General features: G+C 70.6%; 17 protein-coding genes and 1 pseudogene. 10 read left to right on the top strand and 8 right to left on the bottom strand.

From position 1 onward, the window contains the following. Positions 1–4: 4 nt before the first annotated feature. The 5 genes from egtC to CUT39_RS16760 form a co-directional block, all read right to left on the bottom strand. Positions 5–763, bottom strand: coding sequence for an ergothioneine biosynthesis protein EgtC (gene egtC, locus CUT39_RS16780; RefSeq protein ID WP_100448612.1), 759 nt, complete (start codon positions 761–763; stop codon positions 5–7). Then, positions 763–2,079: an ergothioneine biosynthesis protein EgtB gene (gene egtB, locus CUT39_RS16775; RefSeq protein WP_100448611.1), complete on the bottom strand. Its 1,317-nt coding sequence runs from the start codon at positions 2,077–2,079 to the stop codon at positions 763–765. The genes egtC and egtB overlap by 1 nt, the downstream gene beginning before the upstream one ends. Then, positions 2,076–3,341: an ergothioneine biosynthesis glutamate--cysteine ligase EgtA gene (gene egtA, locus CUT39_RS16770; protein ID WP_100448610.1), complete on the bottom strand. Its 1,266-nt coding sequence runs from the start codon at positions 3,339–3,341 to the stop codon at positions 2,076–2,078. Before egtA ends, egtB begins: the two co-directional genes overlap by 4 nt. Before the next feature lies 1 nt (position 3,342). After that, positions 3,343–4,695 (bottom strand): dihydrolipoyl dehydrogenase family protein, encoded by a 1,353-nt coding sequence (locus CUT39_RS16765; protein WP_100448609.1) that lies wholly within the window; start codon positions 4,693–4,695, stop codon positions 3,343–3,345. Positions 4,696–4,772: 77 nt separating this feature from the next. Then, a complete protein-coding gene (locus CUT39_RS16760; protein WP_100448608.1) occupies positions 4,773–5,666 on the bottom strand; it encodes a sulfite exporter TauE/SafE family protein in 894 nt (297 codons plus the stop codon). 174 nt (positions 5,667–5,840) lie between these two features. On the opposite strand from CUT39_RS16760, the gene mdh reads away from it, so the two are divergent. The 4 genes from mdh to CUT39_RS20500 all read left to right on the top strand — a co-directional run bounded on the left by mdh (position 5,841) and on the right by CUT39_RS20500 (position 9,487). Beyond that, a complete protein-coding gene (gene mdh / locus CUT39_RS16755) occupies positions 5,841–6,791 on the top strand; it encodes a malate dehydrogenase (RefSeq protein WP_100448607.1) in 951 nt (316 codons plus the stop codon). A gap of 145 nt (positions 6,792–6,936) precedes the next feature. After that, on the top strand, positions 6,937–7,626 hold the full coding sequence (locus CUT39_RS16750; RefSeq protein WP_100448606.1) for a phosphatase PAP2 family protein: 690 nt from the start codon (positions 6,937–6,939) through the stop codon (positions 7,624–7,626). Between the two features lie 3 nt (positions 7,627–7,629). After that, positions 7,630–8,868 (top strand): APC family permease, encoded by a 1,239-nt coding sequence (locus CUT39_RS16745; RefSeq protein WP_100448605.1) that lies wholly within the window; start codon positions 7,630–7,632, stop codon positions 8,866–8,868. A 286-nt stretch (positions 8,869–9,154) separates the two neighbouring features. Further along, positions 9,155–9,487, top strand: coding sequence for a hypothetical protein (locus tag CUT39_RS20500; protein WP_157930771.1), 333 nt, complete (start codon positions 9,155–9,157; stop codon positions 9,485–9,487). Between the two features lie 564 nt (positions 9,488–10,051). Here CUT39_RS20500 and CUT39_RS21885 read toward each other — a convergent pair. Next, a pseudogene (locus CUT39_RS21885) lies at positions 10,052–10,831 on the bottom strand (HAD-IIA family hydrolase); the annotation flags it as partial. Between the two features lie 151 nt (positions 10,832–10,982). Between CUT39_RS21885 and CUT39_RS16730 the strand changes: the two are divergent. Then, positions 10,983–11,573, top strand: coding sequence for a nitrobindin family protein (locus CUT39_RS16730; RefSeq protein ID WP_100448603.1), 591 nt, complete (start codon positions 10,983–10,985; stop codon positions 11,571–11,573). Positions 11,574–11,716: 143 nt separating this feature from the next. Here the strand turns inward: CUT39_RS16730 and CUT39_RS16725 are convergent, their stop codons facing one another. Next, positions 11,717–12,154, bottom strand: coding sequence for a hypothetical protein (locus CUT39_RS16725; protein WP_157930770.1), 438 nt, complete (start codon positions 12,152–12,154; stop codon positions 11,717–11,719). 68 nt (positions 12,155–12,222) lie between these two features. Then, entirely contained in the window at positions 12,223–14,550 is a 2,328-nt protein-coding gene (locus CUT39_RS16720) for a DEAD/DEAH box helicase (RefSeq protein ID WP_232805799.1), read from the bottom strand. A gap of 114 nt (positions 14,551–14,664) precedes the next feature. Between CUT39_RS16720 and CUT39_RS16715 the strand changes: the two genes are divergently transcribed. The 5 genes from CUT39_RS16715 to CUT39_RS16695 all read left to right on the top strand — a co-directional run bounded on the left by CUT39_RS16715 (position 14,665) and on the right by CUT39_RS16695 (position 22,419). Next, entirely contained in the window at positions 14,665–15,024 is a 360-nt protein-coding gene (locus tag CUT39_RS16715) for an STAS domain-containing protein (protein ID WP_232805798.1), read from the top strand. Positions 15,025–15,062: 38 nt separating this feature from the next. Next, entirely contained in the window at positions 15,063–15,530 is a 468-nt protein-coding gene (locus CUT39_RS16710) for an ATP-binding protein (protein WP_157930769.1), read from the top strand. A 226-nt stretch (positions 15,531–15,756) separates the two neighbouring features. Further along, the gene (locus tag CUT39_RS16705; protein WP_100448600.1) at positions 15,757–18,075 is read left to right on the top strand and encodes a sodium-translocating pyrophosphatase; all 2,319 of its coding nucleotides are present in this window, start codon (positions 15,757–15,759) and stop codon (positions 18,073–18,075) included. A 132-nt stretch (positions 18,076–18,207) separates the two neighbouring features. Further along, positions 18,208–20,982: a type I DNA topoisomerase gene (gene topA / locus CUT39_RS16700; protein ID WP_198587221.1), complete on the top strand. Its 2,775-nt coding sequence runs from the start codon at positions 18,208–18,210 to the stop codon at positions 20,980–20,982. A 234-nt stretch (positions 20,983–21,216) separates the two neighbouring features. After that, the gene (locus CUT39_RS16695) at positions 21,217–22,419 is read left to right on the top strand and encodes a glycosyltransferase family 4 protein (protein ID WP_100448599.1); all 1,203 of its coding nucleotides are present in this window, start codon (positions 21,217–21,219) and stop codon (positions 22,417–22,419) included. Positions 22,420–22,449 lie beyond the last annotated feature (30 nt).

Raw genomic sequence — 22,449 nt, 5'->3', positions numbered from 1 at the left:
GCTCCTATGCCGCCCGGTCGGTCTCGATCGGCAGCGGCCGCACCTCCGCCTCGGCGGCGGTGGCCAGGATCAGATGGTATTGCGGCACCTCGCGCCAGTCGTCGTCGCCGTCGGTCGGCTCCGAGGCCACCCATACGCGGCCCTCGCCGCGCCGGTACACGAGGCTGTCGCCCCATCGGGTCGCGACGATCGAGTCCGGGCCCACCGCCAGCAGGTTCATCCGCGCTTCCGGCCGGACCGCGGCGATCCGCGCGACCACCGCCGCCACGGCGTCGCCGACGGCCCGCCCGTCCGCCAGGCGCGCGCCGACCATCGCCGCCATCAGGGCCGAGTCGGACAGCGCCTCCAGGCCGGGCGGCAGCGAGCGCCCGAGCCCGGTGTCGATCTGCTCGGGCAGGTCCCGCCAGTCCTCGACCGAGCCGTTGTGGCTGAACAGGATCCCGCCGGCGTCGAACGGGGCGGCGGCGGCCTCGCCGAGCGCCGAACCGGTCGAGGCGTCCCGTACCGCACCCACGACCGCGCCGCTGCTCAGGTTCCGGGCCAGGTCCTCCAGGTTCGGGTCGGCCCAGACGGGGACCGCCCGCCGGTACCGGGCCGGTCTCCGGTCGCCGGTCCACCAGCCGAGGCCGAATCCGTCGGCGTTGACCCGCCCGTGCTCTTGGCGGCGCGGCGCGAACGACTGCTCGACCAGCCCGTGCTGCGGGTCGAGCAGCAGTTCGGCGAGGGTGCGCGGCGGACCCAGGTAGGCCAGGTGGCGGCACATCAGGTCGCGTCGCGGACGGTCCGGAAGCCGCTGAAGATCTGCCGCCGGGCCGGGAAGTCCCAGTTGCGGAACGTCGCCCGGCACGCGTCCGGGTGGGTGCCGAACGAGCCGCCCCGCAGCACCTTGTACCGCCCGTTGAAGAACACCGCCGAGTATTCCGGGCTCGGGAACGGCCGGAAGCCGGGGTATCCGCCGAAGTCGCTGGTGGTCCACTCCCACACGTCGCCGAGCATCTGCCGTGCCCCGCACGGCGCCTCGCCGCCCGGATACGACCCGGCCGGGGCCGGTTCGAGGTGCGACTGGCCGAGATTGGCCCGGTCGGTGCCGGCGGCGTCGCCGCCCCACGGGTTCCGCCGCGTTTCGCCGGTCGCGCCGTCCCAGCGGGCGGCCTTCTCCCATTCGGCCTCGGTCGGCAGCCGCCGCCCCGCCCATCGGGCGTAGGCGTCGGCCTCGTACCAGCTCACGTGCACCACCGGCGTCTCGGCCGGGACCGGTTCGGTGCGGCCGAAGCGGCGGCGCGTCCAGCGGCCGTCCTCGCGGTGCCAGAACAGCGGCGCGTGCAGGCGCGACTCCAGCCGCAGCCGCCAGCCGTCGGGGGACCACCAGCGCGGGTCGTCGTAGCCGCCGTCGTCGATGAACGCCTGGAAGTCGCCGCACGTGACCGGCGCGGCGTCGATCCGGAACGGTGCGACCTCCACCCAGTGCTCGGGGCCCTCGTTGTCGAGCGCCCACTGGTCGGTCGAGGTCCCCATCGAGAACGCCCCGCCCGGGACCGGGACCTCGGTCGGCGGGCCGGGTCCGGCGGCCTCCGGCCGGGGCGCGTCGAGGACCGCCTCGCCGCGGCGCATCTGGTGGGTGATCAGCATCGTCTCGTCGTGCTGCTGCTCGTGCTGGGCGACGAACGCGAGCAGTTCGCGTGTGGCCGCCTCGTCGAGGTCGGCGTCGGCGAGCGCGTCGGCGGCCTGGGCGCGCACCTCGGCGATGTACCGGCGTGCCTCCCGCGGCTCCAGCAGCGGGAGCCGGGGCCGTTCGGGGCGCGGGTGCTCGAGCGCGTCGTAGATCCCGTCGAGGTCGGGCCGGATCGGCTCGCGCCCGCCGATCTGTCGCACCAGATGGATCTCTTCGACGTTGCCGACGTGGGCCAGGTCCCACACCATCGGCGACATCAGCGGCGAGTGCTGGGCGACCAGTTCGGCGTCGGAGAGGCAGTCGGTGAGCGCGAGGCTGCGCCGCCGGGCGGCGTCGAGGGCGCCCAGGACGCGGGCCCGGAACGCCTGCCGGTCGACTCCCGCGGTGGTGGCTTGGGACTGTGTCATGACCGCACCTCCAGATCGGCTGTCACGGGCGGGCTCGGATCGGCCGCGAGCCGGTCGTCGGCCGGGCAGCGGCCGGGTTCGATGTATCGGCGGCCGTATTCGGCGACCGCGTCCCGCGCCCGGTCGGGCGCGTCGCCGCGTTGCAGGGCCGCGCTCGCGGCGGCGAAGCACGCCCGCGCCGCCTCGCGCAGGGCCGGGTCGGCGAGCCCGATGCGCGCGGCGCGCAGCCACAGCGTCCACGAAGGCCGGTCCCGTCCGCGGGTGAGCGGTTCGGTGGCCTCCCATGCCGCGGCCGTGGCGTCGGGGTCGTCGAACAGCATCGTGGCCACCGCGAGCGGGACGATCCAGTCGTCGCCCTCCTGGGCGTCGACCATCCGCAGTTCCAGCCAGCCGCGCGGCCGCACCGGAGGGAACAGGGTGCTCAGGTGGTAGATCAGGTCGTCGACGGTGGGTTCGCGTTCGGTGCAGCGGCCTCGCAGCCACCGCCGGAAGGTCAGCCCGTGCGGCGCCGACCAGTCGGCCGGCGGCTCGCGCCTGAGGCACAGCAGGCGCGCGTCCAGCGCGTACCTCGCCCAGGCCCGTCGGGGGTCGTCATCGCCGTCGACCGCTCTGGTCCGGCCGGGGTCGAGCCTGGCCCAGCTCGCCTGCCTGGTGGACTTCCAGCCTGTCGGGCGCCCGTCCAGCAGCGGCGAGTTCGCGAACGCGGCGGTCAGGACCGGCCCGAGACGGTGCGCCAGCGCCCAGCGGCGCCGGTAGCCGAACCGGCCGGTCTCCTCGCCGGCGTCGAGGTTGATCTGGATCGACGCGGTGGAGCACATGATCCGCATCCCGGACCGGTTGCCGTCGAAGTAGGCCGCCATCGCCCGGTAGCGCGGCCGGTCGACCACCAGGAGCGGTTCGCGGCCGGCGTCCAGGGCGTCGCCGTCGGCGGCCAGGCCGCGCCGCGCCAGCGCCGACCGCACGAGCGCCAGATCGGTCTCGACGCCGCCGATGCAGGCGGCCAGGCCTTCGGCGGGGCGGGAGCTGAGCTCGACCTGCCCGCCGGGCTCGCGGGTGACCTTCCCGCCTCCGGGCAGCGTCCCGGCCGCCTCCAGTGGGCCGATCGCCCGGTCCGAGCGTGGCCCGGCGATGGGCCGGCCCGGGTCGGCCGCGTCGCGGACGAGCCATTCGAGCTCGACGCCGACGCGGTGCGGCGGGCCGGCGGTGAAGCTCCGCTCACCGGTCAGGTCCGCGGCCTCGGCCTCCGACAGGCGATGGTCCATTTCAATCGGTGTCGAGCGCCGAGACGGCCAGGTGGAAGCCCTCGGCGAAGGTCGGGAACTGGGCCACCTGGTCCCGCAGCACGTCCAGGTGGATGCCGGCGCGGACGGCCTGCGCGGCCAGGTGCATCCATTCGGACGCCATCGGGGCGACCGCCCAGGCGCCGACCAGCACCTTCCGGTCGGCGTCGGCCAACAGTCCGAGCGTCCCCGACGGCTCCTTCTCGAGCGTCCAGGGCCGCGCCAGCGCCGCGGTCAGGTCGAGTTCGGTCGCGGCCGTCCGGATGCCCCGCTCCCGCGCCTGGTGGCCGGTGAGGCCGACCGCGGCGACCTCGGGGTCGGTGAACACCACGCGGGGGACGCCGTCGTATCGGGCCGGGTGCGGGTGCCCCAGGATCGCGTCGGCGACCACGCGTCCCTGGTACTTGGCGACGTGCGTGAACGGCATGACGCCGGTGACGTCGCCGACGGCCCACACGCCCTCGGCGGCGCGGCAGAACCCGTCGACCTCGATCCGGTGCCCCTCGGACAGGTCCAGGCCGACCGACTCCAGCCCGAGCCCGGTGGTGCGCGGGCGCCGGCCGGTCGCGGCGACGATGGCGTCGCAGGTGACGGTGATGCCGTCGTCGAGGCTGACCACGCGCTCGGCTCCGCCGTTCTCGACGCATTTGACCTGCGTCTTGGTGTGGGCCTGGATGCCCTCGGCGGCGAAGTGCTCCTCGACCAGTTCGCTGACGCGCGGCTCCTCGCGCACGATGAGCCCTTCGGCCAGTTCGATGATGGTGACCTCGCTGCCGAAGCGGCGCATGAACTGGGCGATCTCGCAGCCGACCGGGCCGCCGCCGAGGATGGCGACCCGGTCGGGCATCTGCGAGGTGCCGGTGGCCCTGCGGTTGGTCCACACTTCGGTGTCCTCGAGGCCGCGGATCGGCGGGATCACCGGTTCGGAGCCGGTGGCGACGACGATGTGGTCGCAGTGCAGGACGCGGTCGCCGACGGTGACCTCGCCGGGCCCGGTGACGCGGGCCTCTCCGCGCACCACGGTGACCCCCTGGTCCTCGTAGGCTTCGCGCTGCCGGTGGTCGTCGAGGCCGCGGGTCATGGCGTCGCGCCAGTCGGCCGCCTCGTACCAGGCGGCGCCGCCGGACCGCACGCCGGGAGTGCGCCGGGCCTGGTCGAGGACCTCCCCGGAGCGCAGCAGCGTCTTGGACGGGATGCACGCCCAGTAGGCGCATTCGCCGCCGATGAGCTCCCGCTCGACCGCGGCGACGCGCTTGCCGGCCTCCCGCAGCCGCCCGGTGACGACCTCGCCGCCGGGCCCCATGCCGATCACGACCGCGTCGAAGTGTTCGCTCAAGAACCTCACCCGCCCGGATTGGAAAGCCAGTGTCCGTGCAGGTACCCACTGTGGCGGGCCGGTAATCGCGGGACCGGTCAGGTCCCGGCTTCGGCCCGCTCCCGGTCCGCGCTCCGGGTGCGCCCCCCGCCGACCAGGACCGCGACCCAGGCCCCGGCCAGGGCCAGGTAGAGGGCGGTGACGACCGGCCACGGCGTGCCGAGCACCCCCAGGAACGTCCGGAGGTTCAGCGCGATGACGACCATCCCGATGGTGGTGCCGAGTTTGACGGTGGGGATCTTGCGGGTCAGCCAGGCCGCGCCCGGGGCGGCGATCATGCCGCCGACGGCCATGCCGGCCACCAGCGGCCACACGAGCTGGAGGCCGTCGGCCAGGGTGATCGAGAAGCCGAGCACGGTCGCGGTCGCGGCGAAGAACTCCGCGGTCGAGACCGACCCGACGACCTTGTGCGGAGGCAGGCGCGAGGTGGTGAGCATGACCGGCATGGTCACCGGCCCCCAGCCGCCCCCGCCGACGGCGTTGAGGAATCCCGCGACCAGCCCGGTGGGCCCGGCGAATCCGGTGCGGGCCCGCCGGCCCGACTCGGCGTGGTCGATGGTGCGGCCCTTGGCGAACCGCCAGACGATGACGACCCCGAGCCCGACGAGGATGGTGCTGGTGACCGGCGTCGCCGCGTCCAGGGACGCCAGCGAGGTCAGGGCCCAGGCTCCGGCGAAGCCGCCGATCGCGCCGGGGACGCCGAGTTTGAGCACCGTAGGCCAGTGGAGATTGCCCATCCGCCAGTGCGAGTAGCCGCTGACCAGGTCCGAGGCGGCGGTGGCGACGTTGACCGACGCCGAGGCGACCGCCGGCAGGATGCCCAGGCCCAGCAGGAAGGTCATGGTGATGGTGCCGAACCCCATGCCGAGGCTGCCGTTCACCAACTGCGCGACGAATCCGGCCAGCCCGGCCAGGACGGCGGTGGTCAGCATCGGGGGCTCCCTCGGTCTGCGGCTTCAGGCCCATACTCCACTTAACTGCTAGGACTTGTCAAGTATATTCCAGTGGGCGGGACGGAGGCGCGTGCCACGCGACCAGGGGCCGGGTGAGCGCTCCATGACCGGAGTCATAGCGTCATGGAGTAGTCCAATTGCAGAGGAGCAACGATGGGTAAGAAAGTCACGGTCGTAGGCGCCGGATTCTACGGCTCCACCACCGCTCAGCGCCTGGCCGAGTACGACGTGTTCGACGAGGTCGTCCTCACCGACATCGTCGAGGGCAAGCCCGAGGGCCTGGCGCTGGACATGAACCAGTCCCGCTCCATCGAGGGCTTCGAGACCACGGTCGTGGGCACCACCACCGACAACGAGGGGAACGGCTACGAGCCGACCGCGAACTCCGACATCGTCATCATCACCGCCGGCCTGCCGCGCAAGCCCGGCATGAGCCGCATGGACCTGCTCGAGGTCAACGCCAAGATCGTCCGCGGCGTCACCGAGAACCTGGTGGCGAAGTCCCCGAACGCCGTCATCATCGTCGTCTCCAACCCGCTCGACGAGATGACCGCGCTCGCCCAGCTCGCCTCCGACTTCCCCAAGAACCGCGTCCTGGGCCAGGCCGGCATGCTCGACACGGCCCGCTTCACCAACTTCGTCGCCGAAGAGCTCGACGTCCCGGTCGGGTCGGTCAAGACCCTCACCCTCGGCTCCCACGGCGACACCATGGTGCCGGTGCCCAGCCAGTCCGCCGTCGACGGCAAGCCCCTGGCCGACCTGCTCCCGGCCGAGAGGATCGAGGAGCTGGTCACCAGGACCCGCAAGGGCGGCGCCGAGATCGTCGCCCTGCTCAAGACCGGCTCGGCCTACTACGCCCCGTCGGCCGCCGCCGCCCGCATGGCCAAGGCCGTCGCGGAGGACTCCGGCGCGGTCATGCCCGTCTGCGCCTGGGTCGACGGGCAGTACGGCATCGACGGCGTCTACCTGGGAGTCAACGCCCGCGTCGGCGCCGAAGGGGTCACCGAGGTCGTCGAGACCCCGCTGACCGACACCGAGCTGGCCAACCTCAAGGAGGCCGCCGAGGCCGTCCGCGCCAAGCAGGCCGACGTAGCCGGACTCTAGGCGCGACCAATAGGGCCGCCGAATATATTCCGGGTCGCCGATCCGTATCGGATTGGCCTCGAATCCAGATGTCGCTAGGCTTACGGCCGTGATCGTCGTTGCCCAACGCCATACCCGAGCCCCCTCGAGCGCGTGGAAGCCGTTCGTGCCGAAGCGCCCGCGCTCGTGGGGGCTCGAGATCGCCATGAGCGCGGCGTTCGCCCTCTGGTCGCTCACGCTGCTGTGGCCGAGCCCGCTGGTGGCGTTGGACATCTGGCTGCGCGACTTCTTCGGTTCCCATCGCCCCGACTGGGCCTTCATCCTGGCCGACCAGGCCAACAAACTCGGCCAGGGCGGCGCCCTCGGCGGCATCGCCCTCGGGCTCGCCGCGCTCATCGCCTGGCGGAGCCGCAACGTCAGACCGCTCCTGGCCTTTCTGGCGACCTACTGCATGACCGGCTCGGTCCTGATCGTCAAGTACGTCCTCACCCGCGTCTTCCCCTATTGGCCCGAACGCGGTGATCCGCCCTACGCCGACCTCTCGCAGGCCACGCTCCTCACCGGTCTCGAACCCTCCCATGCCTATCCGTCCGGCCACGTGCTCAACACGATCGTCTGGTACGGATTCGTCATCCTGCTCGTCGGCGCCGCCATCCGCCCCTGGCTGCGGCGCCTGATGGTGCTGGTGCCCCCGGTGGTCGTAACGTTCTCGACGACCTATCTCGGCTACCACTGGTTCAGCGACACTCCGGCCGGCATCTTCATCGGGGTGCTCATACTGAGGGTTATACGACGAACATCCTGGGGCACAATGGAACTGCCCAAATGGCTCGAACCAGAGAAACGATATCTTTAGGACATGCCCGCACAATCATCCCAAAGCCGCCCCTCGCCGGCCCTGCGCCGCCGCATCGGACTTCCCTCCGCGATCGCCATCGGGCTGGCCTCCATGCTCGGCGCCGGCGTGTTCTCCGTGTGGGGACCGGCCGCCGCAGCCGCAGGCTCCGGACCGGCCCTGCTGACCGCCCTCGCCATCGCCGGTGTCATCGCCTACTGCAACGCCCGGGCCTCGGCCCGCCTGGCCGCACTCCACCCGCAGGCCGGAGGCACCTACGTCTACGGCACCCGCCGCCTGGGCCCGGAAGCCGGCTTCGCCGCCGGGTGGGGCTTCCTGATCGGGAAGACCGCCTCCGCAGCCGCCATGGCCCTGACCCTCGGCAACTACCTCCTGCCCGACCACCCCCGGGTCCTCGGGATCGCCGCGGTGGTCGCCTTCTGCGCGATCAACCTGCTCGGCGTCAAGAAGACCGCCGTCGCCTCGGCGGTCTTCGCCACCGTGACCATCGCCGTCCTCGCCGCCGTCGTCATCGCCGGAGCCGCCGTCCCGGTCGCCGGCCGGGGCGTCGGCGACGCCGACCCGTGGGGCGTGCTCACCGCCGCGGGATTCATCTTCTTCGCCTTCGCCGGCTACGCCCGCATCGCCACCCTCGGCGAGGAGGTCAAGCGCCCCGAACGGACCATCCCGCGGGCGATCCCGATCGCCCTGGCGATCACCCTGGCGGTCTACGCGGCCGTGGCGCTCACCGCGCTCGGCGTCCTCGGCCCCGGCATGCTCGCCGGATCCGAGGCGCCCCTGGCCGACCTGGCCGCCGCCAGCGCCCCCGCGCTCGAACCGGTCGTAGCCATCGGCGCCGGTATCGCCGTCGCCGGGGTCCTGCTCAGCCTCCTGGCCGGGATCGGCCGCACCGCTCTGGCCATGGCCCGCGACCGCCGCCTGCCCGGCCCGCTCGCGGCCGTGTCCGTCCGGTTCGGCGTCCCGTGGGCGGCCGAGGTCGCCGCAGGCGTCGTCGTGCTGGTCATCGTCGCCACCTTCGACCTGGCCGGAGCGATCGGCTTCTCCAGCTTCTGCGTCCTGGTCTACTACGCGGTCACCAACGCGTCGGCGACGACGCTCGACCCCCGCGCGCCGCTGCCGTGGATCGGGCTGGCCGGCTGCCTGCTCATCGCCGCGAGCCTCCCGCTCGAGTCGGTCCTGAGCGGCCTGGCGGTCTTCGCGATCGGCGCGGTCTGGTATCTCATCGCCGGTCGTCGCGGGTAAGGCCACTGGCATTATGCCTCAGTGAGGCCCTCTCGCGAATTCGAAAAATTTGACTATCAGTATTTGATTCGAAGTTGCAAGTATCCAGGCTCTATATTATGGAGACGCAGTAATCGTGTAGCGAACTGTGGATAGATTCCGGTGTAGGTTGTATTGCAGGCTCGGGTCGAGACCACGACCGATAATCTGATCAAGAGGTGGATGATTTATGGCACGGAGAGCTATCGTTGGAATTGTATATATCGGAATGCTGTTCGCTGCAGCTGGGTGCACAGACTCCTCGACCGTGGCCGAGGAATCCTATCCTGACATGATCGCCAATGGGTTCATGCAGATCTGTCGATCCGGTGAAGAGTCCTCAGATGAGGAAATGGTCTGCGGCCTCGCGCCCATTCCTGACGCTACAGTTGAAGTGATCGCGCATGGTGAAGTCATCTGGGAAGGTGAACTCGGGAGTGATGGAACTGTCGAGGGGTCATTTGATAGCGACGCTCCTTGGCATATAGAACTTTCTGCTCCACTTCTCGAGGAAACACTTGTAAGTGAAGACTTCGATCCCACCAATTCGCAAACCCAGGAATGGTCCTCCTATTCGCCAACGCTTATCGTGCAGTCCTGATTTTTACCTCGATTCTTAGGATCTAAACCCGACGCCTCCGTCATGCCGTCCTGGCGTTATATGGCGGTCACCGTCCAGTGAGAAACCTTTGTAGACTTATGAATGTGTGTGCATGAGGCAGGGTTGAGGATAGGGTGCGATCGCGAGAGCGTTGCGAAGAGCCGGATTCGTGCCGAATTGCGCTCGAATGATGTGGCGCCTCAGCGCCTCGACCGCTCCGCACGGGCTGCTCGGAGCCGCCGGATGACCGCCGGCTGCTCGGCGGCCGCCTCCGGATGGTCGATCAGCCGCGCCAGGTGCTGGTAGTACTGCTCCGGCGTCAGCTCCAACTCGTCGGCGATCGCCTGCGTCTTGGCCCCCGAGGCCCGCCACCACTGGGACTCGAAGCCCAGGATCCGCTGCTCCAGGTTCGTCAGCTTCGGCTCCGGCTCTCGCCGTGCGCCGCCGGAGTCCGATGGTCCGCCGGCCGGCCTCGGTGCAGGCACGAACTCTTCGGCCTCCGCGCGCGTGCGCGACGGGGCCCGGGCCGGGGTGTGTCCGGGGGACATGGTCCGCTCCTAACTCGATCCAGTCAATGAGGTCCGCCACCGAATCCTTGACGTGGTTCGGGCGGAAGGGGTATTTCTCGACCGTTTCCATACTGTCAGTCACCCCCGACATGACGAGGACCGTCTCGAGCCCGGCCTCCAGGCCCGAGAGTACGTCGGTGTCCATGCGGTCGCCGATCATGACCGTCGACTCCGAGTGGGCCTCGATGCGGCGCAGGGCGTTCCGCATCATCAGCGGGTTCGGCTTGCCCACGAAGTACGGATCGGCGCCGGTCGCCTCCGAGATCATCGCCGCCACCGCCCCGGCCGCCGGAAGGATGCCCTCCAGGCTGGGGCCGGTCGCGTCCGGGTTGGTGCAGATGAACCTGGACCCGGCCTTGATCAGCCGCACCGCCGTGGTGATCGCCCCGAAGTCGTAGCGGCGCGTCTCCCCGAGCACCACGTAATCGGGCTTGGTGTCGGTCAGCACGTAGTCGATCTCGTGCAGGGCCGTGGTCAGGCCCGCCTCGCCGATCACGTACGCCGACCCCTCGGGCCGCTGCGACTGCAGGAAGTCGGCGGTCGCCATCGCCGAGGTGTAGATCGACCCGGCCGGTACGGTCAGCCCCGAGTTCTTCAGGCGCATATGCAGATCGCGCGGCGTGTAGATCGAGTTGTTGGTGAGCACGAGGAACCGTTTCCCCGCCGATTGCAGCTTCTCGATCAGCTTGTTGGCCCCGGGCACGGGGACCCCCTCGTGGACGAGCACGCCGTCCATGTCCGAGAGCCAGCTATCGAACGGTCCAGGTGTATCCATGCACAACATCTTGCCATCGCAGGATCGGTTCGGCGAAACGCGTGCGTAGAGTGGGGACCGTGGAGACGGCACTGACCGCCGCGCTCGTCATCGCCTGCGGGGCGCTGGCGGGCGTTTTCGGATACTGGACCATCAGAACCGGGAGGAATCGATGAGCGAGAACGAGGTGCCTCCGGAGTTCGCCTCGACGTACGAGAAGGTCGACCCCTACCCGTTCGAGGAGACGCACGACCTCCGGGAGGGTCCGAGCCTGCACGACGACCTGCTGCCGCTGCTGCCGCTGGTGGGGCGCTGGCGCGGGCGCGGGCAGGGCGGATACCCGGGCACCGAGGACTTCATGTACGCCCAGGAGCTCACCTTCGCGCACGACGGGCGCCCGTTCCTGCATTACACGGCGCGGTCGTGGATCATCGACGCCGACGGCAAGGCGGTGCGCCCGGCGGCGCAGGAGACCGGCTGGTGGCGCGTCATCGGCGGTGACGACCCGAAGAAGCCGGAGGTGGAGGTGCTCCTGGCCCACCCGACCGGAATCCTCGACCTGTACTACGGGCACGTCGACGGCGTGCAGATCGAGCTGGCGACCGACGCGGTGGTCCGCAGCCCGAAGGCCAAGGAGGTCACGGCCGCCAAGCGCCTGTACGGGCTCGTGGAGGGCGCGCTGATGTACGCGGTGGAGATGGCCGCCGAGGGCAACCCCCTGACCCCGCACCTGTCGGCCCGCCTCGACCGCATCGCAGGTTAGGCGTCATTACGTTCGACCTGCCTGAACACACGGCAAGATCAGCGGCAGGGCCGGGGTCCCCTGGGTACCGGAATCCGGCAGCCGCAGCTCGAACCGAACGAGACCGGGCCTCGGCGGCCGGGGACCCACGGCCACCAGGCCGCTTAGTGGCGCTTGGAATCTTTCATCCTGCGTTGACGGTCTTGAGATTCGATCACCCGGATCAGGCGCTCCCGGTCGGCGCGCTCGCAGCCCCATCCCAGGTGTACGAACTTGGCTTTGCCGTCGAGGCCGATTCGTCGGATTCTGCCGTTATCCACATAGAGCCGCTCGCCGTTCTGGGCGCCGAACGTCCATCGGACACGGCGGGTACCGCCCCAGTAAACGAACACGGTCTTTGCCCTGACGTCGTAGGAACAGTAGGGCTTTCGCGCGAGCCAGAGCGAAGCGACGATGGCCGCCACGCCGCCGAAGAGGAAGTGCAGATCCCACCATTGTGCGGCGAAACCGACCGAGCCGACCGCGATCAGCACTCCGCCGCCGACGAGATTTACCACACGAGCAGCGTTTCCGTAGCGGACCTCGATGATTCTCGAATTCATTTGTGCTCCGGGGGTTTTCAGGGGCTCGGGCTCGCGTCACCGTAGCAGATTGCCTGGTCCGGCAGGGTTCAGAAGTCGCCGGGCCAGAGGTCGTCCTCTTCGCTCTTCGCCGGTTCGGGCCGCGGGTCGTGGACGGTCACCGCCGCGTTCTCGTCCTCGGCGGCCAGGACCACCCCCAGGGTCGCCACGGCGTCGGCCTTGTCCAGCGGTTCGTTCCCGTTGCCGCACTTGGGGGACTGGATGCAGCTCGGGCAGCCGGTCCTGCAGTCGCAGGAGGCGATCGCGTCCCTGGTCGCCCCGAGCCAGTCGGTCCACTTCCGGAAGGCCTGCTCGGCGAAACCGGCCCCTCCCGGGTGGCCGTCGTAGACGAACACCGTCGGCAGCTCGGTGTCCGGGTGCGCCGCGGTCGACAGGCCGCCGATGTCCCACCGGTCGCACGTGGCCACCAGCGGCAGCAGCCCGATCGAGGCGTGCTCGGCCGCGTGCAGCGCTCCGGGCAGGTCCTTCACGCCTCCGAGTGCCTCGGGCTCGACCGTCCACCAGACCGCGACCGTTCGCAGGGTCTGCGGCGGCAGGTCGAGCATCTGGGTGTCGATCACCTCGCCCGAGGGGATCCGCCGCTTCTGATAGGAGATCACGGCCGAGGTCACCTCCACCTCGCCCAGGCACAGCGCCACCTCGCCCAGATCGAGGCTCTCCCTGGTGCCCAGGATCTCCAGGTGCGTGATCTCCTGCGGGCTGGTCGTCCACGGCGGCTTGGCGGCGTGGACCAGCGCCAGGCCGTCGTCGAGGTCGAGGTCGTCGACCAGGTAGGTCTCGCCCTGGTGCAGGTAGACCGCCCCGCGGTGCACCAGGCGGTGGGCCGCCGCCGCGTCGACCGTGCCGACGAGTCGGCCGGTGCTCGTCTCGGCGATGTCGACCGCCATCGGCCCCGACCCCCGCAGGGACACCTCCGGGCGCTCCGATCCCACCCAGTAGTAGCGGCCGCCCGGCCGCCTCCGCAGGAGCCTCCGCTCGCACAGGTCGTCGGCGACCTCCCGGCTGCCGGGGATCGACCGGAAGTCGGCCTCGCGCAGCGGCAGCTCCTCGGCGGCCAGGCACAGGTGACCGGCCAGCACGTACGGGTTCGACGGGTCGCAGACGCTCGCCTCGACCGGCCGGTCGAAGACCGCCTCCGGGTGGTGCACCAGGAATGTGTCGAGCGGGTCGTCCTTGGCGAGCATGATCGCCAGCGCCTCGTCCCGGCCGCGCCCGGCCCGCCCGATCTGCTGCCAGAACGAGGCCAGCCTCCCGGGGTAGCCGCACAGCAGCACCGCGTCCAGGCCGGTGACGTCGATGCCGAGTTCGAGCGCGTTGGTGGTCGCCACGCCCAGCAGTCGGCCCTCGCGCAGGTCGGCCTCCAGGTCGCGGCGGTGCTCGCGCAGGTATCCGGCCCGGTAGGCGGCGATGCGGTCGGCGGCCGGATCTGCGCCGAGCCTGGCCTTGGCGTCGGCGGCGATGATCTCGGCTCCGCGCCGGGAGGGCACGAACGCCAGGGTCCTCAACCCGAGCCGGGTCAGGGCCGCGAGCATCCGCGCCGTCTCGCTCAGCGTGGACGCCTTCTGCGGCTCGCCTTCGATCTCGATCGTCTCGGGCTCCCACAGCGCCACGCTCGCTCCCGGTGAGGGCGAGGCGTCGGCGGTCACCGCCTCGGCGGGGCGCCCGGTCAGGGTCGACAGCGATGCGGCCGGGTCGGCGGCGGTGGCCGAGGCGGCGATCACGGTGGGTTCGGCGCCGTAGTGGGCGGCCAGCCGCAGCAGCCGCCGCAGGGTGAGCGCCACGTGGGCGCCGAACACGCCCCGGTAGATGTGGCATTCGTCGACCACCACGTATTTCAGGTTCTTGAGCAGCGATCGCCACCTGCGGTGCCGGGGGAGCACGGAGTGGTGCAGCAGGTCGGGGTTGGACAGCACCAGGTTCGCGAACCGCTGGGCCCACCGGCGGTGCTCGTACGGGGTGTCGCCGTCGACGATGGCCGGCAGCAGCCCGGGGGCGTCGAATTCGGCGACGGCGCGGGCCTGGTCGGCCGCGAGCGCCTTCGTCGGTGCCAGGTAGAGGGTCCGCCCGTCCCCTTCGGCGGCGGCCTCGGTCAGGACCGGCAGCAGGTAGGCGAGGCTCTTGCCGGAGGCGGTGCCGGTCGCGACCACCACGTCGCGGCCGGCGAACGCGTGCGTGGCGGCCTCGGCCTGGTGCGGCCACAGGCGGAGGATCCCCTGCTCGGCCAGGGCCTCGCGCACCCGGTCGGGCACCCATTCGGGCCACTCGCAGCGCTGGGCCGCGCGAGGGGACAGGCGCCGCAGGTGGCGCAGCCCTTCGTGGTCGGCGCCGAGTGCGCTGATGAGTCGGTCGGAGGACACGGTGGCAATGATGCCGCACCGGGCCGACACCGAGAGCTGTGCTCCCGATACGCTCCCATCGGGAACGCAGTACGCTTATGCGCTAGAACACACCGAACGCTTTGGAGAGTGCGCGTGAGGGGAACATCCAGTGACGGAGCGCCCGAGCCCGAGCTGGGACTCGAGCTGACCCAGGTCGGTGCCTACGCCGTCGTCGCGGTCACCGGCGAGATCGACATGTACACGGTGCAGAAGCTCCGCGAGGCGGTGCGGCAGCTCATCGCCGAGGGCAAGACCCGGGTGGCGATCGATCTGACTCCGACCGACTTCTGCGACTCCTCCGGCCTGGGCCTGCTCATCGGGGCCCGGCGCCGCCTGGCCGACGCCGGGGGAGCGCTGGTGGTCGTCTGCGGCAACCCGCGCATCCGGAAGCTTCTGGACATGACCGGACTGGACAAGGTGCTCGATGTCCGGGAAGCGGTGCCCAGCGAGTGAGCGCCTCCAAACACGACCAGCGCGGGGAGCCGGCGGCCGTGCGGTTCGCGTTCACCCCCGCCGCCGCGTACGTGCGGGCCGCCCGGCTGGTGGCCGCCGACGTCGCCTCGCACGCCGGGGTCGCGACGGGTCTGCTGGACGAGGTGCGCCAGGCCGTCGGCGAGGCCTGTACGCGAGCGATTCTCAGGCATCGTGACTGCGGGCTCGACGACCTCGTGCGCGTAGAATTTTCGATCGGTGATCGTTTCATTGCAAAAATCACCGATAACGCGCAAGATCTGCGCGCGGATTCCGAGGGCGACCACGCCTCCTCCCCCCATCGGAACGAGGCGCGATCGAATGATCATGAAGCGATCGAGGAGGACACCCTCTCCGAGGAGATCACCCTCATCGTCCTCGGCGGACTGGTAGAAGACCTGGTCGTGACCGGTCCCGACCGCGAACACGGCACCACCGTCACCATGAGCTGGCCCCTGCCCGGCCGCTCCCCGTCGGCCGATCACTGACCCCCTGCGGCCGTCCTCCACCCCGCGCGACCGATCCCGCGCCCAAAGAACGCACGTCGTTACACTCCGCACGTTATGCCGACCGCGCCGCAAGGCCCGGAATCCACGCCGCCCGCCCGCCGCGAGCGGCGTTTCTCGGACCTTCGCACGTAGCCGCACCCGAACCGGCAGACCATTTCGATGAATCGCACGCGCGCACCGCGCGACAGTTCTATGGAGGAACGACATGCACACGTTGCTCGCCAACGGCGACGGGGACGTAGGCCAACTCACCGGCTCGAACGTGAGCCTGGTGGTCCTGGCCGCCGTGCTCGCGCTCATCGCGCTGGGCGGCGCCGCCGCGCTCGTCAAGAACATCCTCGGCGCCGGGACCGGCACCGACAAGATGCGCGAGATCGCCGGCGCGGTACAGGAAGGCGCCTCCGCCTACCTGCGGCGCCAGTTCCGCACCCTGAGCATCTTCGTGGTCGCGGCCGTGGTCCTGCTGTACCTGCTGCCGGTCGGTGACGCGGGCACCGACGTCCGCATCGGACGCAGCCTGTTCTTCGTCGTCGGCGCCGCGTTCAGCGCCTTCATCGGCTGGGCCGGCATGAACCTGGCCACCCGCGCCAACCTGCGCGTGGCCGCCTCCGCCCGCGAGGGCAAGGCCACCGGCGCCATGCACCTGGCCTTCCGCACCGGCGGCGTGGTTGGATTCCTCACCGTCGGCCTCGGCCTGCTCGGCGCCGCGATCGTCGTGTTCGCCTACCGCGGCGACGCCCCCATCGTCCTCGAAGGCTTCGGCTTCGGCGCCGCCCTGCTGGCGATGTTCATGCGCGTCGGCGGCGGCATCTTCACCAAGGCCGCCGACGTCGGCGCCGACCTGGTCGGCAAGGTCGAACAGGGCATCCCCGAGGACGACCCCCGCAACGCCGCCGTCATCGCCGACAACGTCGGCGACAACGTGGGCGACTGCGCCGGCATGGCCGCCGACCTGTTCGAGTCCTACGCGGTCGTCCTGGTCGCCAGCCTCATCCTCGGCCGCGCCGCCTTCGGCGAGACCGGCCTGATCCTGCCGCTCCTGGTCGCCTCCGTCGGCATCGTCTGCGCCATCGTCGGGGTCATCATCACCCGCATGCGCGCCGGAGACGCCTCCGGCCTCACCGCCATCAACCGCGCCTTCTACCTCTCGGCCGCGCTCGCGGCGGCACTGACCGCGGTCGCCGTGCTCCTGTACGTCCCGGCCGACTGGGCCGGACTCGGCTCCGGCGTCGACGCCGAAGGCATCCCGGTCAACCCGCAGGCCCTGGCCATCATCGCCGTGGTCATCGGCATCGCCCTGGCGGCCGCGATCATGACCCTCACCGGCTACTTCACCGACACCCGCTACAAGCCCACCAAGACCGTCTCGGCCTCCACCCGCACCGGCGCGGCCACCAACATCCTCTCCGGGTTCTCGCTCGGCCTGGAGTCGGCGGTCTACTCCGCGATGCTCATCGGCGGCGCGGTCATGGGCGCCTACCTGCTCGGCGGCGGCGAACTCCTGGTGAGCCTGTTCGCGGTCGCGCTGGCCGGCTGCGGCCTGCTGACCACGGTCGGCGTCATCGTCGCGATGGACACCTTCGGCCCGATCAGCGACAACGCCCAGGGCATCGCCGAGATGAGCGGCGACGTCGACGAGGAGGCCGCCCAGACCCTGACCGACCTGGACGCGGTCGGCAACACCACCAAGGCCATCACCAAGGGCATCGCGATCGCCACCGCCGTGCTGGCGGCGACGGCCCTGTTCGGGTCCTACACCGACGCGGTCGCCTCCGAGGGCCTGGCCGGCGGCGCACTGTTCGAGGCGCTCAGCATCGCCGACCCGGCCAACATCGTCGGCTTCATCCTCGGCGCCTCGGTGGTCTTCCTGTTCTCCGGGCTCGCGATCAACGCCGTCGCCCGCTCCGCCGGCGCGGTGGTCGACGAGGTCCGCGACCAGTTCGCCCGCTTCCCGGGCATCATGACCGGCGAGCAGCGCCCCCAGTACGGCCGCGTGGTCGACATCTGCACCCGCGACGCCCAGCGCGAACTGGCCACGCCCGGCCTGCTGGCCGTCCTGGCGCCGGTGGCGGTCGGCTTCGGCCTCGGGGTGGGGCCGCTCGCGGCCTACCTGGCCGGCGCCATCGCCTGCGGCGTGCTCATGGCGATCCTGCTGGCGAACTCGGGCGGCGCCTGGGACAACGCCAAGAAGGACGTCGAGGACGGCAACCACGGCGGCAAGGGCTCGGAGGCCCACGCCGCCGCGGTCATCGGCGACACGGTCGGCGACCCGTTCAAGGACACCGCCGGTCCGGCGATCAACCCGCTGCTGAAGGTCATGAACCTCGTCAGCCTCATCATCGCCCCGGCGGTCGTGGTCGCCACCGTCGGCGACGACGCCAACGTCGGGATGCGCTGGTCGATCGCCGGCGGCGCCGTGGTGATCCTGGTGGCGGTCATCCTCATCTCCAAGCGTCGCTCCGCGGTGGTGGAGTCGGGGGAAGGCCGGAGCCCGGAGCCGCGTGAGGCCGTCAAGGTCGGCTAGCGGTCCGGGTTGGACGCAAGCGCGCCCCGGCCCGAGCGGCCGGGGCGCGCCCATACTCGGAGGGCGCCCGGTCGATGCGTGAGCTAACGTAACGAATCGAGTGCAGTTTCCGGTACAGCAACGAGTGGAGTAGTGGGATCCGTGGCCGACCTCAAGCGCCTGGTCATCGTCGAGTCGCCGGCGAAGGCCAAGACGATCTCGTCTTACCTCGGCCCCGGCTACATCGTCGACTCCTCCCTCGGGCACATCCGCGACCTGCCGCGCAGCGCCAAGGAGATCCCCAAGCAGTACAAGGACAAGCAGTGGTCGCGCCTGGGGGTCGACGTCGAGAACGACTTCGCGCCGCTCTACATCGTCAACCCCGACCGCAAGGACCACGTCAAGAAACTCAAGGCCTACCTGGCCGAGGCCGACGAGCTCTACCTCGCCACCGATGAGGACCGCGAGGGCGAGGCGATCGCCTGGCACCTGATGGAGGCGCTCAAGCCGAAGATCCCGGTCAAGCGCATGGTCTTCCACGAGATCACCCCGCAGGCCATCGCCGACGCCGTGGCCAATCCGCGCGAGCTCAACCAGGACCTGGTCGACGCCCAGGAAGCGCGCCGCATCCTCGACCGGCTCTACGGCTACGAGGTCTCCCCGGTGCTGTGGAAGAAGGTCATGCCGCGCCTGTCGGCAGGGCGCGTCCAGTCGGTCTCCACCCGCATCGTCGTCGAGCGCGAGCGGGCCCGCATGGCGTTCCGCTCGGCCGACTACTGGGACATCACCGCCCGCCTGGCCACCGACGAGGACCAGGTGTTCAAGGCCAACCTGGCGGCCGTCGACGGCGACCGGGTCGCCGGCGGCAAGGACTTCGACGCCGCCACCGGCAAGGTCAAGGGCAACGTCGTCCACCTCGACGAGGCCGGCGCGCGCGGCCTGGCCGAGCGCCTGCGGGGGCGGGACTTCACCGTCCTCAAGGTCGACAAGAAGCCCTACCGCCGCCGCCCGTACGCCCCGTTCATCACCTCCACCCTGCAGCAGGAGGCCAGCCGGAAGCTCCGCCTGTCGAGCTCCCAGACCATGCGCGTGGCGCAGCGGCTGTACGAGAACGGCCACATCACCTATATGCGGACCGACTCGACCAACCTCTCCGAGACCGCCGTCAGCGCCGCCCGCTCCCAGGCCGCGCACCTGTACGGCGGCAAGTACGTCTCGCCCGAGCCGCGCCGCTACTCCCGGAAGGTCAAGAACGCCCAGGAGGCGCACGAGGCGATCCGCCCGGCCGGCGACGAATTCAGGACCCCCGACCAGCTCAAGGGCCGGCTCAGCGTCGAGGAGCACCGCCTCTACGAGCTGATCTGGCGGCGCACCCTCGCCAGCCAGATGGTGGACGCCACCGGGAACTCGACCTCGGTGCGTTCGCGCGCGACCTCCACCGCCGGGGAGGAGGCCGATTTCACCGCCACCGGCAAGTCCATCACCAACCCGGGCTTCCTGCTCGCCTACGTCGAGTCGATCGAGGAAGGCGACGCCGACGACGCCGAGAAGCGCCTGCCCGAGCTGGCCGAGCGCCAGCACCTCAGCGAGCGCGGCCTGGACGCGGCCGGGCACACCACCCAGCCGCCCGCCCGCTACACCGAGGCCAGCCTGGTCAAGGCCCTCGAGGAACGCGGCATCGGCCGCCCCTCCACGTACGCCTCGATCATGCAGACCATCACCGACCGCGGCTACGTGTTCAAACGCGGCCAGGCGATGATCCCCTCCTTCCTGGCCTTCGCGGTGGTCGGCCTGATGGAGCGGCACTTCCCGCGGCTGGTCGACTACGACTTCACCGCCGGGATGGAGAACGAGCTCGACGAGATCGCCGCCGGCGACGAGCAGCGGCTGGACTTCCTGCGCGCCTTCTACTTCGGCGGCGCCGACCAGGAGGGCACCGTCGCCGCCTCCGGAGGGCTGCGGCTCCTGGTCGAGCAGGAGCTGGGCCGCATCGACGCCCGCGGGGTCAACTCGATCCCGCTCTACACCGACGAGGCCGGCCGCAAGGTCGTGGTCCGCGTGGGCCGCTACGGCCCCTACCTGGAGCGGACCAGCCCCGAGCAGGCCGAGGCCGGCGAGACCGGCGAGCGCACCTCGGTCCCGGAGTCGCTGGCTCCCGACGAGCTGACCCCGGCGAAGGTCGAGGAGCTCTACGAGCTGAGCGCCGGCGAGGGCGAACTGGGCACCCACCCGGAGACCGGCGAGCCGGTCCTCGCCAAGACCGGCCGCTACGGGCCCTACGTCACCTCCGGCGAGAAGTCGTCGTCGCTGCTGACCGGCCAGAAGCTCGCCGACCTGACCCTCGAAGACGCGCTCAAGCTGCTGACGCTGCCGCGACTGGTCGGGGTCGACGACGACGGCGAGGAGGTCCGCACCGGCCTGGGCCCGCACGGGCCGTACGTGGTCAAGAAGCGCGACTACCGGTCGTTGGAGAACGAGGACCAGTTGTTCACGCTCACCCTCGAGGAGGCCAAGAAGCTGCTGGCCCAGCCCAAGACCCGCGGGCGGCGGCGCGCGCAGGCCACGCTCAAGGAACTGGGCGCCGACCCGGTCACCGCCAAGGAGGTGACCCTCAAGGACGGCCGGTTCGGTCCGTACGTCACCGACGGGGAGACCAACGCGAGCATCCGCAAGACCGACACGGTCGAGGCGATGACGATCGACCGCGCCGCCGAGCTGCTGGCTGAGCGCCGCGAGAAGATCGCGGCCGGCGGCGGCAAGAGGCCCGCGAAGAAGGCCGCCAAAAAGACGGCCAAGAAGGCCGCCGCGAAGAAAACCGCCAAGAAGGCCGCGAAGAAGACCGCGAAGAAAGCGGCGAAGAAGTCCACCGCCAAGAAGGCCGCGAAGAAGACGGCCAAGAAGACCGCCAGGAAGCGCACCTCAGGGTAGGCCCGCCGCGCGCCCCGGCGGCTGTGGCCGATCCGACAGCTCCACCCGGTTTGGGAAGCGGCAATCCTGGATTCCCTGTGCCGTAAGGGGGACGGCGATCGAACTCGGTTCCGAAGCCGAGACGGCCGGCGGTCCCGTCGGAGCGGCCGAGCACCGCGGGTCGACGGCCCGCGCCGGACGGCGGCCGTCCACCCGGGAAGTCGAAAATCCGTTTCAAGCTGGGGCTGCGAGTTCATGCGCATCACATTTCTCGTTCGCAACATCTGGGGCATCGGCGGCACCATCAGGACGACGCTGAACACGGCGGAAGCCCTGGCCGACCGCGGACATCAGGTCACGATCGCCTCCTGCGTCCGCACCAAGGAGCGACCCGACTTCGCAATCGACCCCCGGCTGGAGATCGTCACCCTCTGGGACCGGCGCCGGCCCGAGAACGGCGGCGAGTGGCCCTCGCCGGCCGACCGGATCAACCGGCGGCTCCCCTCGTACCTGGACGCCGACAACGTGAACAACATGGACGAGTCCTCGCGGCTGCTCGACCGGCGCGTCAAGGGCTACCTCCGGCACGTCGACACCGACGTCCTGGTCAGCACCCACGTCAGCCTCAACCTCTACCTCGCCCGCTGGGGCAGGTCCGACACCGCCAAGGTCGCCCAAGAGCACCTCTTCCTCGACCACTACCGGCCCGCCGTCCGAGACCGCATCGTCGGGAACTACGGACGGCTCGATTCGATCGTCACCACCACCGAGGCCGACGCCGAGGCCTACCGCCGCGCCCTCCCCGAGCACGCCGGCAAAGCCGAATGCATCCCCAACTCCATCCCGCCCAACCCGAACCCGCCGTCCGACCTGACCGAACCGGTCATCATGACCGCCGGGCGCCTCACCGGCATGAAGGGCTTCGACCGCCTCATCGAGGCATTCGGCCGGATCGCCGACCGCTTCCCCGAATGGAAGGTCCGCATCTACGGGCGCGGGCGCGACCGCCGGAAGCTCCAGCGGATCATCGCCGAACACGGCCTGGACTCCCGAGTCGAACTCATGGGCGCGGTCACGCCGCTGGAAGCCGAATGGCGCCGGGCCTCCATCGCCGCAGTCCCCTCCCGGTTCGAACCGTTCGGCCTGGTCATCGTCGAAGCCATGGCCGCCGGACTGCCGGTCGTGTGCACCGGCGTCAAGCACGGCCCGCGCGAGATCGTCGACAACGAGGTCAACGGCCTGCTGGTCAAACCCAAGAACCTCAACGCGCTCGCCGACGCGCTGGCCCGGCTCATGGGCGACCCGGAGCTGCGCCACAAGCTCGCCGAGGCCGGCCGGTACACGGCCCGGCACTTCGAACCGAGCGCGATGGTGGGCCGCCACGAGCGCCTGTTCGAGTGCCTGCTCGCAGCAGATGCAGACGTTTCCGCTTCAGGTGAACTCCGGGCATTTCGTTGATATCGTGAAGAAAAATCAGGAATGAACAGA

Source organism: Glycomyces xiaoerkulensis (genome assembly GCF_002798405.1).
Taxonomy (GTDB): Bacteria; Actinomycetota; Actinomycetes; order Mycobacteriales; family Micromonosporaceae; genus Glycomyces; species Glycomyces xiaoerkulensis.
This window is presented reverse-complemented; position numbering and strand designations above follow the sequence as displayed.

What these genes read in the sequence shown, in the direction of transcription:
- egtA (WP_100448610.1), bottom strand. Translation starts at nt 3,341, where the DNA reads ATGGACCATCGCCTGTCGGAGGCCGAGGCCGCGGACCTGACCGGTGAG.
- CUT39_RS16725 (WP_157930770.1), bottom strand. Translation starts at nt 12,154, where the DNA reads ATGAATTCGAGAATCATCGAGGTCCGCTACGGAAACGCTGCTCGTGTG.
- CUT39_RS16760 (WP_100448608.1), bottom strand. Translation starts at nt 5,666, where the DNA reads ATGCTGACCACCGCCGTCCTGGCCGGGCTGGCCGGATTCGTCGCGCAG.
- mdh (WP_100448607.1), top strand. Translation starts at nt 5,841, where the DNA reads ATGGGTAAGAAAGTCACGGTCGTAGGCGCCGGATTCTACGGCTCCACC.
- egtB (WP_100448611.1), bottom strand. Translation starts at nt 2,079, where the DNA reads ATGACACAGTCCCAAGCCACCACCGCGGGAGTCGACCGGCAGGCGTTC.
- CUT39_RS16695 (WP_100448599.1), top strand. Translation starts at nt 21,217, where the DNA reads ATGCGCATCACATTTCTCGTTCGCAACATCTGGGGCATCGGCGGCACC.
- CUT39_RS16745 (WP_100448605.1), top strand. Translation starts at nt 7,630, where the DNA reads ATGCCCGCACAATCATCCCAAAGCCGCCCCTCGCCGGCCCTGCGCCGC.
- CUT39_RS16705 (WP_100448600.1), top strand. Translation starts at nt 15,757, where the DNA reads ATGCACACGTTGCTCGCCAACGGCGACGGGGACGTAGGCCAACTCACC.
- CUT39_RS16730 (WP_100448603.1), top strand. Translation starts at nt 10,983, where the DNA reads ATGAGCGAGAACGAGGTGCCTCCGGAGTTCGCCTCGACGTACGAGAAG.
- egtC (WP_100448612.1), bottom strand. Translation starts at nt 763, where the DNA reads ATGTGCCGCCACCTGGCCTACCTGGGTCCGCCGCGCACCCTCGCCGAA.